At 61.5% G+C, this 14,072-nt stretch carries 11 protein-coding genes and 1 pseudogene; 9 read left to right on the top strand and 3 right to left on the bottom strand.

The window, feature by feature from the left end; all coding sequences use genetic code 11:
- Window positions 1-1,092: 1,092 nt before the first annotated feature.
- The 3 genes and pseudogenes from ACOSV0_RS04475 to otsA form a co-directional block, all read left to right on the top strand.
- Window positions 1,093-1,299: pseudogene (locus tag ACOSV0_RS04475) on the top strand (hypothetical protein); the annotation flags it as partial.
- A 223-nt stretch (window positions 1,300-1,522) separates the two neighbouring features.
- A complete protein-coding gene (locus ACOSV0_RS04480; RefSeq protein WP_434109001.1) occupies window positions 1,523-1,735 on the top strand; it encodes a hypothetical protein in 213 nt (70 codons plus the stop codon).
- Between the two features lie 211 nt (window positions 1,736-1,946).
- On the top strand, window positions 1,947-3,374 hold the full coding sequence (gene otsA, locus ACOSV0_RS04485; protein ID WP_434109003.1) for an alpha,alpha-trehalose-phosphate synthase (UDP-forming): 1,428 nt from the start codon (window positions 1,947-1,949) through the stop codon (window positions 3,372-3,374).
- A 303-nt stretch (window positions 3,375-3,677) separates the two neighbouring features.
- On the opposite strand, the gene ACOSV0_RS04490 is transcribed toward otsA, so the two are convergent.
- From ACOSV0_RS04490 to ACOSV0_RS04500, 3 genes are all read right to left on the bottom strand, one after another.
- The gene (locus tag ACOSV0_RS04490) at window positions 3,678-5,132 is read right to left on the bottom strand and encodes an MFS transporter (protein WP_434109005.1); all 1,455 of its coding nucleotides are present in this window, start codon (window positions 5,130-5,132) and stop codon (window positions 3,678-3,680) included.
- A 178-nt stretch (window positions 5,133-5,310) separates the two neighbouring features.
- Window positions 5,311-5,814 carry a YbhB/YbcL family Raf kinase inhibitor-like protein gene (locus ACOSV0_RS04495; RefSeq protein WP_434109006.1) on the bottom strand — a complete coding sequence of 168 codons (504 nt, stop codon included), beginning with the start codon at window positions 5,812-5,814 and terminating at the stop codon, window positions 5,311-5,313.
- A gap of 217 nt (window positions 5,815-6,031) precedes the next feature.
- Window positions 6,032-6,478 (bottom strand): very short patch repair endonuclease, encoded by a 447-nt coding sequence (locus ACOSV0_RS04500; RefSeq protein WP_434109008.1) that lies wholly within the window; start codon window positions 6,476-6,478, stop codon window positions 6,032-6,034.
- 631 nt (window positions 6,479-7,109) lie between these two features.
- Here ACOSV0_RS04500 and ACOSV0_RS04505 point away from each other — a divergent pair.
- The 6 genes from ACOSV0_RS04505 (at window position 7,110) to ACOSV0_RS04530 (ending at window position 14,072) form a co-directional block, all read left to right on the top strand.
- Window positions 7,110-8,030: an alpha/beta fold hydrolase gene (locus ACOSV0_RS04505; RefSeq protein WP_434109009.1), complete on the top strand. Its 921-nt coding sequence runs from the start codon at window positions 7,110-7,112 to the stop codon at window positions 8,028-8,030.
- 2 nt (window positions 8,031-8,032) lie between these two features.
- A complete protein-coding gene (locus ACOSV0_RS04510; protein WP_434109010.1) occupies window positions 8,033-8,602 on the top strand; it encodes a methyltransferase family protein in 570 nt (189 codons plus the stop codon).
- 14 nt (window positions 8,603-8,616) lie between these two features.
- Complete coding sequence (locus ACOSV0_RS04515; RefSeq protein WP_434109012.1) at window positions 8,617-9,891, top strand: glycosyltransferase; 1,275 nt, start codon at window positions 8,617-8,619, stop codon at window positions 9,889-9,891.
- Window positions 9,892-9,916: 25 nt separating this feature from the next.
- Complete coding sequence (locus ACOSV0_RS04520; RefSeq protein ID WP_434109014.1) at window positions 9,917-11,485, top strand: DHA2 family efflux MFS transporter permease subunit; 1,569 nt, start codon at window positions 9,917-9,919, stop codon at window positions 11,483-11,485.
- A gap of 22 nt (window positions 11,486-11,507) precedes the next feature.
- Window positions 11,508-12,485: a glycosyltransferase family 2 protein gene (locus ACOSV0_RS04525; protein WP_434109016.1), complete on the top strand. Its 978-nt coding sequence runs from the start codon at window positions 11,508-11,510 to the stop codon at window positions 12,483-12,485.
- Window positions 12,486-12,617: 132 nt separating this feature from the next.
- The gene (locus ACOSV0_RS04530; protein ID WP_434109017.1) at window positions 12,618-14,072 is read left to right on the top strand and encodes an efflux transporter outer membrane subunit; all 1,455 of its coding nucleotides are present in this window, start codon (window positions 12,618-12,620) and stop codon (window positions 14,070-14,072) included.

The raw sequence follows: 14,072 nt of genomic DNA on the forward strand, positions 1-14,072 counted from the left end.
CCCGCACAGCCACGGTAGTGGTGCATCTGGAATCTGTGTTCTCGCGCATTGCGCGTGAGTGACAAAGGGCTCATCAGCTCCCACTCCGCACTGCGTGCGTCGCGGATGGGTCTGCCTGGGAAACCCGGGGCTTCGTTTGGGTGCTTCGCTGGGCTGCGGTGGAAGTTATCAGCTTCGCCTCGACGGCTGGTTTCGGTTTGTGTGGCATACATGCTCCTTTGAGCTACATGTTATGTCTTGAACACAAAATTTCTGACAGACCCCCGCTGCCTTTTTTGCTCAGTAGTACCTTGCAACGTCGCACCATACTCCATACTCGTGGCCATTCGCGAAGCTTCCCGCCGTGCATGATGGTCTTGGCACTTCAAAGGGCTACTTGCCGTTGTGGCGTCCAGCGATCTTCATATGTAGCGAGCGACGTTTTGCATCGGTGGCGATTCTGAAACACTGAGTCCGTTAGCATTTCGCCGAGGCTAAGCCGAAGGCCCCCACCGCGCTCAAACGATGCCGCTTCCCGCGCCTAAACAAAGCCCCCGGTTTCCCATGCAGACCCATCCGCGACGCACGCAGTGCGAAGTGGGAGCGGATGAGCCCTTTGTCACTAGCGCTGAATGCGCGAGAACACAGATTCCAGATGCACCACTACCGTGGCTGTGCGGGGGACCCGCTTCAGAATTAGCGGTGTGAGCTGCTTTCTTTTGCCTACTTTTCTTTGCAGCAGGCAAAGAAAAGTAGGTGCCTGCCCCGCACAGGGGCGACGCTAATAAACCAATAAGAAAACAAGGAAAGGCCAACGCCGCAGGCAACCAGGCAAGGACAGGCCAACGCCGTAGGCAACCAGGCAAGGAAAGGCCAACGCCGTAGGCAAACAGACAAGGAAAGGCCAACGTCGCAAGCAACCAGGCAACCAGATCAAAAAAAATCCCAACCCCGCAGACCAACAAACAAACCAAGCGCCACGCAGGCAATCAAATCAATCAAAGCCCAACGCCGCAGGCAATCACCCTTACCGCCGAAGGCAAAAAACCCTCCGCCACTGGCGGCCCAATCCTTGCGACATCCCATTGAAATGCAAAACCGAAGATAACCACCATGCCGGAATACACCGCCACCGCGCGCTCCTTCCCGAAGCACGCTCACCGCCCCGAACCGATCGAGCCGCCCTCGCCGGACCCCGGCGAACCTGACACGATTCCGGGCCCCAGTCCGACTCCGGATCCGATCGAACCGGCTGCTCCGCCGATCGGCGATCCGCCTCCGCAGCCCACCCAAACGCCACAAGCCAGTCGACGCCGGCCGTCGCAAAGACCGACGCCAGCCGTCGCAAAGACCGACGCCAGCCGTCGCAAAGACCATCAATGCAACTCTGACACGCTCTGTGCGTTAGACCACAGTTCAGCGCAGCGAATTTATGTACTTGTTACAAAGCTGGCGCATCTTTTACCGGCAATTTACCGTCATGGCCCCTACACTGAATTGACGCTGCCCTAATGGCAGCGGGCTTCCCTTGGAGGCATCGATCATGAGACATCCAGCGCTGCGACGTTCCGCGCGCCACACGAAGCGCGACTCCCGGCCGGCCAGCAGCAGCGGCGACCCGGTGGAGTCGCCGGACCCGGCAGCGCAGAACCGCGTCGCGCCCAATGCGCCGCCAGACGGCGAGCACAACCAGGGCGGCGTGCGCCAGGAAGGGCTCGAGTACCAGCGCGATCTCGGCTCGGAGCAGGACGCCTGAAGCGGTCTGCCAGCGAATAAGCAGGTTCCGGTTTCGTCGTACAAAGCAGAAAAAATTTCCTCGCGGTACTTCGGGATCGCGCGTTTCTGCTCGTTCGTCACATTTGCATACATTTTTATTTCTAGCATCTCAAAAAAACGGCACGCGACTTGCATGCACCTGTTTGGCACATATGCGTATGCAACGAAACAACTGACTAGGTGGAGCACCAATGAGCAGACTGATCGTGGTATCGAATCGTGTGGCGCCGACGCAGGAAGGCCGCCCCGCAGCAGGAGGCCTGGCGATCGGCGTGCTGGACGCGTTGAAGGAAACCGGCGGAGTCTGGTTCGGCTGGAGCGGTGAAACGGTGAGCGAGCCGTCCGCGCCGGTGATCGAAAAGCAGGGCAATGTGACGTACGCGACGGTGGGCCTCACCAAGCGCGACTACGATCAGTACTATCGCGGTTTTTCGAACGCGACACTGTGGCCGACGTTCCACTATCGCAACGACCTGTCGCGCTACGACCGGCAGGAATACGCGGGCTATCAGCGCGTCAACGCGACGCTCGCCCGGCAGCTCAAGGAGCTGCTCAAACCCGACGACATCATCTGGGTGCACGACTATCACCTGCTGCCGTTCGCACGCTGTCTTCGTGAACTCGGGGTGAAGAATCCGATCGGCTTCTTCCTGCATATTCCCTTTCCTGTTCCGGAAGTCTTGCGTACGATTCCGCCGCACGATGAATTGGTCAAGGCGATGTGCAGCTATGACGTAGTCGGTTTCCAGACCGACGCGGACCGTCAGTCGTTCGTCGACTTTATCGAGCGCGGCCAGCATGGCACCTCGAGCGAAGACGGCATGATGCACGCCTACAACCGCTTCCTGAAAGTGGCCGCGTACCCGATCGGCATCTATCCGGACGCGATCGCCAAGGCCGCCGAGCAGTTCACCGACCGCAAGCCGGTGCGCAGCCTGCGTGACGGCATGCGCGGGCGCAAGCTGATCATGAGCGTCGACCGGCTCGACTATTCGAAGGGTCTGGTGGAGCGCTTTCAGGCGTTCGAACGGCTGCTGCTGAATGCACCGGGTTGGCACGGACGCGTATCGCTGGTGCAGATCGCGCCGCCGACGCGCGCGGATGTGCAGACGTATCAGCGTATTCGTCAGACGTTGGAGGGTGAAGCGGGCCGCATCAACGGCCGTTTCGCGCAACTCGACTGGACGCCGATCCAGTACCTGAACCGCAAGTACGAACGCAATCTGCTGATGGCGCTGTTCCGTCAATCGCAGGTCGGCTACGTGACGCCGCTGCGCGACGGGATGAACCTGGTCGCAAAGGAGTACGTCGCATCGCAGGATCCGGCCGATCCGGGCGTGCTGGTGCTGTCGCAATTTGCCGGTGCGGCCGAGCAACTGCCGGGCGCGTTGGTCGTCAACCCGTTCGATCTGTCGCAGATGGCCGAGGCGCTGGAGCGCGCACTGTCGATGCCGCTCGCCGAGCGTCAGGCGCGCCATGCGGACATGATGGCGCCGATGCGCGAGAACAATCTGTCGGTCTGGCGCGATACGTTCCTGGGCGATCTGCGCAACGTCGCGACGGCTTCTTCGGTGACGGCCAAAGCGGTAAAGCTCGCTGACGTGACGGCATCGTCGTAGCCGCATGAGCGGCCGCGCGAGCTCCGTGACGAGCCGCGTGTGTTGGTCACGTCGAACTGTTTGAGTAAGGCCGAAGTATTGAAAAAGGGCGCGGATCGCAGCATGCGATTCGCGCCCTTGTTGCATCCCGGTCAGGCGAATGACTTAGTCCGGCCGGTGGTGCGTTCAGACCCGCAACGTACTCCGGCAGCAACCTGCTCAGACAACGTTGCATTCAGCCGGTAACTCACTCGGCCGGCAAAGTCCTCGAGACTGCAACGCACTTCAGATCGGCAAGCGTGGAGTTGAAACCCATAACACGGCTCACGCGGCTTGCGCGCTCACGCGCTGCATCACTCGCAGAGTGCTGACCACCGCGGCGACTGCTGAAAAGCACGCGGCCACATACAGCACGACAGTCGGCCCATTTTGCGGCGCGATGCCGAAGATCAGCGCGACCAGCGCGGCGCCGAGTGTCTGTCCCGTGAGGCGGGCGGTGCCGAGCATGCCGCTCGCGCCGCCGCTGCGCTCACGCGGCGCGGCGGACAAGATGGTCCGATTGTTCGGCGACTGGAAGATCCCGAAGCCCGCGCCGCACAGCGCCATGCGCCACGCGATCTGCATGGGCTCGGGATGTGCGCCGAGCGTGGCGAGCAGCAGCAGGCCCGCCGTCATCGCAGCGAGCCCGATGCCACCCAGCCAGCCCGACGACACCTTGTCCGATAACACGCCGGCAATCGGTGCGGCGACGATGATTACGGCAGGCCACGGCGTCATCAGCAAGCCGGTGTCGACCTGCGAGAACCCGAGCGTGTTCTGCAACAGAAACGGCAGCGACACGAAGGCCAGCATCTGCGCGCAGAACGAGCAGACCGAAGTGCCGATCGACAGGGCGAACACCGGAATCTTCAGCAAATCGATCGGCAGCAGGGGCGCGGCCTGAGTCAACTGACGGCGCACGAAGAAGTAGCCGATCACAACCGCGCCGAGTGCTTCGGCGATAACCCAGCCGACGTGCTCGCCGTGACCGAGGCCGTCGACGGCGAAGATCAGCAGGCCGAACACGAACGCATTCATTACCGCGCTCAGATAGTCGTACGGAGACTCGTGGCCGGGATTCATCGGCAGCGCCTTGATAGCGCCGACAATCGCGGCGATCCCGATCGGCACATTGATCGCAAACAGCCATGGCCACGAGGCGACGGCGAGCACGCCGGAGGCGACCGTCGGCCCGACCGCCGACGACACCGCCACGACCATCGCGTTGATTGCGACGCCGCGCCCGAGCTGCGTGGGCGGATAGATCATGCGCACGAGCGCGGTGTTCACGCTCATGACGCCCGCTGCGCCGAAGCCCTGAAAGACGCGGGCGAGCGCGAGTGTCGGCAGCGAAGTGGACAGCGCGCAACCGAGCGACGCCACCGTGAACAGGATCAGCCCGGCCAGATAGATACGCCGGTAGCCGATGCGATCTCCGAGCGACGCAAGCGGCAGCAGCGAAATGGTGACAGCCAACTGGTAAGCGTTGACAACCCAGATCGAGCTCGCTGCGCTCGCATGGAGATTTCGCGCGATGGTCGGCAGCGCCACGTTGGCGATCGCGCTGTCGAGCACCGCCAGCGTGAGGGCGAGTGCGATAACCAGCATGGCCCAGTAGCGTTGCGGAATCGGCAAGCCTTGTTCAGTGCCAGCCGCTAACGATGTGCCGGAGGCGAGCGGGGTAGTTGAAGCGGTGTCGGACGGCATCGAATCGTCTTTGCGCGATGGTTGTGCGTGCATCGTTCTTTTGATTGGGAGTGGGGCGGCTAATCGTCCTTGCGTCCTTGCGACCCTGCGATCGCAGCAACCCTGCGATGAGTCACGCGCGCTGCATGCCGCTCTGGAAAAACAGGACCGCACGCAGCGACCAGCGACGATGCCGGTGCCGCGACAGCGCACCGGCATCGCGTCTCATGTGTTATTTGAGTTCGTACAGACCGGTGTGAGTGGTCGAGTCGAGTTCGTTCAGATGCGTCATGAAGCGCGCGACCGCATTGGTGGTTTCCGCGTTGATCGGCAGATGCGGCACCTTCAGCGCGTGCAGGCGGAAGATGTAGCGGTGCGTCCTGTCGCCTCGCGGCGGCGCGGCGCCGCCGAAGCCGACCGTGCCGTAATCGTTGCGCACCTGCAGCGCGCCCTGCGGCAACAGCGAGCCATCGGTCTTGCCGGCGTTGCGCGGCAGTGAACGGACGTCGGCTGGAATGTTGACCACGACCCAGTGCCAGAAGCCGCTGCCGGTGGGCGCGTCCGGATCGTGAACGGTGAGTGCGAAGCTTTGGGTGTCGGCCGGCGGCGCATCCCAATGCAGTGAGGGCGAGATGTTCTCACCGTCCACACCGAAGGCCTTGTCGTCGTATTCGTGGGCCTTCGGCATGAAGCCATTGGTGGGGAAATCGTCGGACCAGAGACGGAAATCAGCCATGGTGTGCCTCCCTTCGTGAGTGGTTCTGGGATGGTCGGGGCGCGTTTCTCTGCTGCCGGCTAGCCATTGAGCGGCGGGCCGGTTTTTGCCGGCTGCTGGCAGATGGCTAACCGATTTCTACAGATTCAGTCCGCAAAGAAATGCCCCGAACTAGCCAATCGAGTGTATCACCAGCAGCTTCGGGACTCGTTCGAACCGGGCAGGCTACAAGCAGCTTTCAGCCACGTTCCTCGAAGCTTGGCGCGTCGCTCCTCAACCATTCGACGAGCCGCTGCAACACGCCTTCGATATCGCGATTCGCGCCACGCAAAGCGCATTCCCATACCACCCCGACGCGCCAGCCGCTTGCCAGCAACGCCGCCTGAACCTTGTCGTCATTGCTGCGATTGCGGCCGATCTTGTCGCGCCAGAACTCGGGCCGCGTTTGCGGCCATTTGAAGAGATGACAGTCGTGACCGTGCCAGAAGCAGCCGTGCACGAGAACAACAGCACGGTAGCGTGGCAGCACGATGTCCGGACGGCCCGGCAGATCGCGCGCGTCCAGACGGAAACGAAAGCCCTGGCCGTGCAGCATGCTGCGGATCAGGATTTCTGGCCTGGTATTGCGGCCGCGAATGCCGGACATCATCCGGCTACGCGTTGCGCTGTCGACGATATCGACCATCGTTAGTGTCCGGGTGACCGGTCAGGCCGCCCAGGAGTAGGGCGAAAGGGCGTGGCGGGAACCATTGCACAAGTAAACAGGCGTTAGCCGGTATTCACAAGTTTACGTGATGTAGCCAGCTCAAGGGCGTCATTTCGATTCCACGGACACGCAACATAAGTAGTACTGGCCTATCGATCCCGTTCATGCCGGTCTTCCCGATGCGACAACCGGGTTGCCTGTCGCGACGCGGCGGCTCGCCTCGCGCGCATTGCCGCCGGAAGCACCCGGTGTCAATTTTCACTGCGATTTCGCCGGAGCAAACGTGGATTTATAGCTCAGGAGGAATGAATTTTTTACCGAAATAAATTAGACATATCAATTTGTCTGGAATTAATTCCCGGAATTAAGACTCAATTGGCATATTAAAAAATCTTACCTTGGTAATTTATATTCCGGAGAAATTAAATAATAGGTGTGCTTGATTTTTCACAATTGTTCAGACAATATTTGTGAGCGGTAACACTGCACCGCACCATCCTGGAATGCGGTGCCCAGATGGCATATGACGCCGTTCTGTCATATTTCATGTTGCATTGAAATTTATAAATGGCAATCAGCTTGCCATTCATTTTATATGCAGGGGTGATTTATGTCGGTTGTCAAAATAGTCGTTCACTTACCCAATTCGCTTTGCGTTCAAGTCGAGCAGCATATTTTTGATGTTGCTCGAAAGAGCGTAATTCTCGTGAATGGCGCCTTGGCAACGGCGGCCTCATTTGGGCAAACCATCAAATACCTGGGCGAGCGATATAACGTTATCTGCTTCGACCTGCCTTATGCCGGTCAATCCAGGCAGCATAATCGCGGCGGCTGCCTGCTGACGAAAGACGACGAGGCGGAGATTCTGCTGCACCTGATCAATCGTTTTGAGCCGAGCTATCTGTATTCCGTATCCTGGGGAGGCCTTGCCGCATTGCTGGCCTTGTCGCGGCGCCCTGCCAGTATCGAAGGTGCGGTAATCGGTTCGTTTTCCCCGTTTCTCAACCACGCGATGGTCGCCTACGTGACCCAGGCGAGGGATCTGCTCAATTCCGGGGAGCATCTGCAGGCCGCGCAGCTACTCAACGACACGGTGGGCAAGCACTTGCCGCGCATCCTGAAGCTTCTCAACTACCGCTATCTGACCGGTTTGCCGAAGGAGGATCAGAGCCGGGTCGCGTTCCATACCGAACAGATCCTGGCGCTGAGGCCCGAGACCTACCTCGATAAGCTGAACACGATTCGCTGCCGGCTCAAGTTCCTCAATGGCGAGCTCGACGAATACACCACCGCGAACGATATTCGTGCGCTGGCGCGCTATGTCATGCACGCCGAGTTCGCCACGGTGCCGAACACCGGGCACTTCCTCGAACTGGAAGGGCGAGTCCAGGCGGCCTCCGTACGTGAAGAGATCCTCGATTTTTTCGGTATCGGTCACGAATTCGATTCTTTGCGGCGTCAGGCGGCATCTTCCTCGCTCGTCGCGCAAACGTTTGCGACCCCTGGCCTTAACGTCGATTTCAGGGGCTGAGAATGACGATCTATCACACGATTGCTGTTCTCGGGCCGTGGGCCGTCTGGCTCGCCTACTGGCTGAAAGCATCCTCCTGGGCGAAGCAAACCGTCAAACGCGAGGATCGTCTGTCGCGCACGATTCAGTCGATTCCGCTGATCGTCGGCTGTGCGCTGGTTGTGTTGCCGGACAGGTGGGCCGGCGCCTGGGATTTCTCAAACGCGCATTTCGATTCGCAGCAGTGGATCGGCATGGCGATCATCGTCGCCGGCCTGAGTTTTTCCGTCTGGGGCCGCCGACATCTCGGGCCGAACTGGAGCGTATCCGTCACGTTGAAGGCGGATCATGAACTGGTCCGCAGCGGCCCGTACGCGCTCGTCCGCCATCCCATTTACTCCGGCTGTCTGTTCGCCATTGCCGGCGCGGCGATGGTCACGGAGCAATGGCGCGGGGTGATCGGCTTCGTGCTGATCTTCGCGTCGCTTGCCTATAAGGTTCGCGTGGAGGAGCGGTGGCTGTCGACGTATTTCGGCGACCCGTACCGCATTTACCGCCGCGAAGTGCGGGCGCTTGTGCCATGGCTCTATTGAGCAGCGAGTGACTCATGGCCCACATTGTCATTACCGCAATCGGTTCGGCCGGCGACGTTTATCCGTTCGTCGGGATTGGCCGGACGCTGGCGCAGCGCGGACATCGGATCGTGCTTTGCACGCATCCGCAGTTCGCGTCGCTGGCGGAACAGGAGGGTTTCGCGTTCGTGCCGATCGGCACGTGGGACGAGTATGCCCAGGCGATCGCCAGCCCCGCGCTCTGGAATCCGCGTACGTCGTTTCGCACGCTATGGAGCATCATCGCGCCGAGCATCCGGCCGCACTTCGACGTGCTTGCGGCACTGGCAACGTCCGACACGATACTGGTCGGCTCGTTGTGGGCATTCGCCGCCCGCCTGATGCAGGAGGTACATGGCACGCCGTACGTCTCCGTTCAGGTGTCGCCTTCGACGCTGCTTTCCGCGAGTGCGCCGCCTACGCACAAGCGCCTGACGGTGCCGATGTGGCTGCCGCTTGCCGTCAGGACGAAGTGCATGGAAATGATCGAGACCGGCGTGCTCGACAAGGCGTGTGGCCCCGCGCTGAACGACGTGCGGGCAACGCTGGGTCTCGCGCCGGCGAGCCGCATTCTCGGCCAATGGTCGCATTCGACGGACGGCGTGCTGTGCCTGTTTCCGGACTGGTTTGCCGCGGCCCAGCCCGACTGGCCGCGCAATCATTTCATGGCGGGCTTTCCGCTCTTCAACGACGTGTCGCCCGACGCATTCGACGACGAGCTGAATACTTTCCTCTCGTCGGGCAGCCGGCCGGTCGTCTTCACACCGGGTTCCACGCTGACTGACGAGCGCGCGTATTTCGGCGCCGTCGACGAGGCGCTGCGCCGTACCGGCGCACGCGCGATCGTCCTCGCCCGCAACGCCGGCGAGCGATGGCGCGCACGCCGCGATGTGCTGGCGCGCAGTTTCATTCCAATGCGCTCGCTGTTGCCTCACTGCGCGGCAATGGTTCATCACGGCGGAATCGGCACGGCCGCACTTGCCTTCGAGGCCGGCATTCCCCAGGTGGTCACGCCGTTCGCGCACGATCAGTTCGACAACGCCCAGCGGGTCGCGAAGAGCGGTTGCGGCGTTCGCATCGACAGCCCTGCCAGCGGCAAAGCGCTCGCCTCGGCACTCTCGCACGTCACCACGAATCGGTGGATAGCGGCCCGTTGCGGGATTGCCAGACAGCGGATCGGCACCGCCCCCGACGCCTGCGAAGCCGCCGCGCAATACATCGAACGTTGGGCCGATCACCGTGCCGCTGCCGGCACGCGTTCGGCCGCCTGAACGGCCCTGGAAAAATACAAATCACATGAGCACTTCAAGCGGCATCGCTACACACACTATCGGGGAACGCGAGGCGCCGCCGTTGCGCGGCGCGTGGCTCGCGTTGCTGACCTTCGCGCTTTCGCTCGCCACGTTCATCGAGGTGCTCGATTCGACCGTCACGAACGTCGCTGTGCCGTCCATTGCCGGCAGTCTCGCCGTGTCGAATTCGCAGGCTACGTGGGTCATCAGTTCGTACTCGGTCGCGGCAGCCATCGCCGTGCCGCTGACAGGCTGGCTGTCGCAGCGAATCGGTGAAGCGCGCCTGTTCATCTGGTCCGTGCTGCTGTTTACGCTTACTTCTCTGCTGTGCGGCATGGCCGGCAATCTGGAGTTGCTGGTGCTATGCCGGGCCCTGCAGGGACTCAGTTCAGGCCCAATGGTGCCGCTGTCGCAGGCGATCCTGTTGCGATCGTTTCCACCGCACAGGCGCGTGTTCGCGCTCGCACTCTGGGCGATGACCGTTCTGCTTGCGCCGATCTTCGGCCCGGTGCTGGGCGGCTGGATCATCGACCAGTTTTCCTGGCCGTGGATCTTTTTTATCAATCTGCCGATCGGCCTGTTTGCCTTTGCGGCATGCGCCACATTGTTGCGGCGCGAGCCTCCCGATCCGCACCAACCGCCGATGGATACCATGGGCATCGTGCTGCTTGTTGTCGGCGTGGGCGCGCTGCAAGGTGTGCTCGACCTCGGGCGCGACCACGGCTGGTTCGACTCGTCTTTGATCGTCGGGCTTTCGTTGATCGCGGCGCTCGCCTTGGTCTCGCTGCTGATCTGGGAGTCGGCCGAACCTTATCCGGTCATCGACCTCAGCCTGTTTCGCAACCGCACTTTCTCCTTCGGCGTAGCCATCATTTCTCTCGGGATGGTGAGCTTCTCTGTGATCGGTGTCATCTTCCCGCTGTGGTTGCAAACCGTGATGGGGTACACCGCATTTCAGGCAGGACTGACGGTTGCACCGCTCGGCATCCTCGCGCTCGTTTTCTCCATGCTGATCGGAATTTTCCTGGACCGGTTCGATGCCCGTATCGTCACGTCGTTCGGGTTTCTGGTGTTTTTTGCCGTGCTGGCGTGGGATTCGCATTTCACGCTAACCATGTCGTTCTGGCAAATCGTCACGCCGACCTTCATTCAAGGCATCGGTCTGCCATGCTTCTTTATTCCGTTGAGCGCGGCGATCCTGTCGCGCATCCCCAACGAAAAACTCGCGGCTGCGTCAGGGCTGTCGAATTTCCTGCGTACGCTGTCCGCCGCTTTCGGCACCGCGCTTAGCGTCACCTGGTGGGACAACCGCGCCGCGCATCACTATGGCAACCTCGCGCAGTCGGTGACGCATGCGTCCAGCGGCACAAGCCTCTTCATGCGATCGCTGCAAACACTTGGGTTGGGTCCCAATCAATTGGCTGCCGTACGCAATGTGGTCGAGCAACAGGCCTACATGATGGCGACCAACGACCTGTTTTATATGGCAAGCCTCGTGTGCCTCGCACTCGCTGCGCTGATCTGGGCAACCGGACCGTGGCGCGGCATGTCCGCTGCGCGCGCCGGACACTGACGTGCATCCCGGTATGACGATCATGAGCGAAACGATCTCCTCTCCAGCCAGTGTGGCCGCGGGTGGCGATGCGCCACGAATCGGCGCACTGGTGGTGCTGTATCGCCCGACTACCGAACAGTTGGCGCATCTGCTTGAACTGTGCGAACACGGCGTGCCGGTGCTGGCCGTCGACAATTCGCCGGTGGCCGTCCCCTCGATCGCGAGAGGACTCACCGCGCACGGCATCGAATACCTTCGCAATGCCAATCGCGGCGGCATTGCGGGCGCTTACAACCGGGGTCTCACGCATCTGTTCGAATGCGGCTTTGATGCCGTCGCGCTGTTCGATCAGGATTCGCTGGTGAGTGCCGACTACTTCCGGGTGATGCGCGAGTCCTGCACGGCGCTCGGCGCACGACCCTTTGCAATCGGGCCGCGTATCTACGACGAGAACATCCGGCGCTTCCTGCCGCAGATGTACAGCAACGGCCTGTCGATCCGCCGGCTGATCTTCGAAGCCGGCGCATCGTTACAGCCATGCTCCTTTCTTCTGTCTTCCGGCTGTGTCATTTCGCGTCTCGCTTATGAGCGGCTGGGCACGTTTGCCGAACCGTTATTTATCGATCATGTGGACACGGAATATTCATTGCGTGCGCTGCTGCGCGGCGTACCTTTCTATGTCGAGCCACGTCTCATCCTCTCGCATCGTATCGGTGAAAAGCGGGAACATCGGCTCGGTCCGATACGCGTCACCTCGATGAATCACCCGGCATTTCGCCGCTATTACATGGCACGCAACGGCATGCATCTGTGTCTTCAATACATGCCGACTCTTCCGGTTGCGCTCGTGCCCAATCTCATCACGCTCATGCAAGTCTGGCAGGTGTTGCTCTTCGAATCCGGCAAGCTGGCGAAGCTCTCCGGCATTGTCTGTGGGATGGTCGACGGCGTGCTCGGCAGGCTGGGTCCGCTCGAAGCCGCGCGCCCGCGGCTCGCTGCACGTCTGGCGCGCGGCTGATCGATGGCGATCGATATCTGCCGTTCCCGCCGCGTCTTGAAGCGACTCCGGGCTTGCGCGTCAGCCGCTTCAGTGACGGTGTTGTGTGCGCTGACGGGTTGCGCGGACCACAGCCCTTATCAACCGCTTGTCATGCATTCGCCCAGCCCGGAAGCACTCGCCCGAACCACGAAAGACGCGGGTGGCGTGTGGCCGGAGGCGCAGTGGTTCGCGTCGTTTCACGACCCGCAACTCGATGCGCTTGTCGAGGAGGCGTGTGCGGCGAACCCGGATATCCAGGTTGCCGGCGCGCGGATCGCCGAGGCGCAGTCGCAACTCGACCGCTTCGCGTCCGGCACGGGACTCACGGGCGGCGCGACGGCGGCAGCCTACAAAGCGCGCATGCCTGCCATCGACGGTGCGGCGAACGTGGACGTCGCCGGCACCACGGTGCCGATCAATCTCTTTAGCGACCCGTGGGTATCGCCCGGAAGCGTTATCGTCGGCGCCAACTATGAGCTCGATCTATGGGGCAAGAACCGTGCGCTCACCCAGGCGCTCGTGTCGGCACGGGATGCCGCGCGCGTCGATGCGCAGCAGGCTCGCCTGACCATCACCACTTCGCTTGTCACTCTCTATGGCCAGCTGGCCTACGCGTATGCGAGGCGCGATCTGATTGAGGCCAGGCGCCATGAAGCGGGCCAACTCGACGTGATCCGGCGCACGCGCGAGGCGAGGGGAATCGACAGCACCTACAGCGCGCAGCAGGAACAGATCGAACAGGCTGCCTCACGCATGCAGTTGCAGACGATTGACGATTCAATCATGCAAACGCAATTGCAGATCGGTGCGCTGACCGGCGCGGGCCCGGAACGCGGTCTCTCATTACAACGGCCGAAGCTGGTTGATGCCGATGGTTTGTCGGTGCCCGCGAACCTGCCGCTCGAACTGCTCGGACGGCGTCCGGACATCGTCGCTGCAAGGCTGCGTGTTCAAGCCGCGACGGCGAAAATCGCCGCCACCCGCGCAATGTTCTATCCGAACATCAATCTGTCCGCGGGGGGCGGTCTGTCGTCATTGAGTCTCGGCTCGCTGTTTTCGAGCGCGTCGTTATTCTTTGCCGTGGGACCCGCCGTCTCGTTGCCGATTTTCGAACGCGGTCAGTTGCACTCGCAACTGCATGGCGACTATGCACAGGCAGACGAAACGATTGCGCTCTACAACAAGACGCTCGACGGCGCCCTGACCGAAGTCGCCCGGTCGATTGCGACGCTGCGCAATCTCACGGCACTCATTGGCCAGCAGGAGCAGATCGTCGCCGCGCACAAGCAGATACTCGCCGTCGCGACGGAACGGCAACGCCGCGGCCTCGTCCCGCAAGCCGACGTGCTGACGCAACGCGATATGCAACTCAACGAGCAACTGCGGCTCCTCGAACTCAACGCGCAACGGCGCGACGCTGGGATTGCGCTGATTCGGGCGCTCGGCGGCGGCTTCGAGGCGAACCGGACGGGGGCCGTCGCTGCTTCGCCGGGTCAGCCCGCGAAGCAGGATCTGCACGAAAGTCCGCGTGGCGATCATCCTTCTATCAATCCTTCCTCTAGCTGA

It is taken from the genome of Paraburkholderia caffeinilytica (assembly GCF_051027425.1).
GTDB lineage: Bacteria > Pseudomonadota > Gammaproteobacteria > Burkholderiales > Burkholderiaceae > Paraburkholderia > Paraburkholderia caffeinilytica_A.

Coding starts and splice junctions, on each gene's coding strand:
- ACOSV0_RS04520 (WP_434109014.1), top strand. CDS start 9,917: ATGAGCACTTCAAGCGGCATCGCTACACACACTATCGGGGAACGCGAG.
- otsA (WP_434109003.1), top strand. CDS start 1,947: ATGAGCAGACTGATCGTGGTATCGAATCGTGTGGCGCCGACGCAGGAA.
- ACOSV0_RS04480 (WP_434109001.1), top strand. CDS start 1,523: ATGAGACATCCAGCGCTGCGACGTTCCGCGCGCCACACGAAGCGCGAC.
- ACOSV0_RS04515 (WP_434109012.1), top strand. CDS start 8,617: ATGGCCCACATTGTCATTACCGCAATCGGTTCGGCCGGCGACGTTTAT.
- ACOSV0_RS04490 (WP_434109005.1), bottom strand. CDS start 5,132: ATGCACGCACAACCATCGCGCAAAGACGATTCGATGCCGTCCGACACC.
- ACOSV0_RS04495 (WP_434109006.1), bottom strand. CDS start 5,814: ATGGCTGATTTCCGTCTCTGGTCCGACGATTTCCCCACCAATGGCTTC.
- ACOSV0_RS04525 (WP_434109016.1), top strand. CDS start 11,508: ATGAGCGAAACGATCTCCTCTCCAGCCAGTGTGGCCGCGGGTGGCGAT.
- ACOSV0_RS04500 (WP_434109008.1), bottom strand. CDS start 6,478: ATGGTCGATATCGTCGACAGCGCAACGCGTAGCCGGATGATGTCCGGC.
- ACOSV0_RS04505 (WP_434109009.1), top strand. CDS start 7,110: ATGTCGGTTGTCAAAATAGTCGTTCACTTACCCAATTCGCTTTGCGTT.
- ACOSV0_RS04530 (WP_434109017.1), top strand. CDS start 12,618: ATGCATTCGCCCAGCCCGGAAGCACTCGCCCGAACCACGAAAGACGCG.
- ACOSV0_RS04510 (WP_434109010.1), top strand. CDS start 8,033: ATGACGATCTATCACACGATTGCTGTTCTCGGGCCGTGGGCCGTCTGG.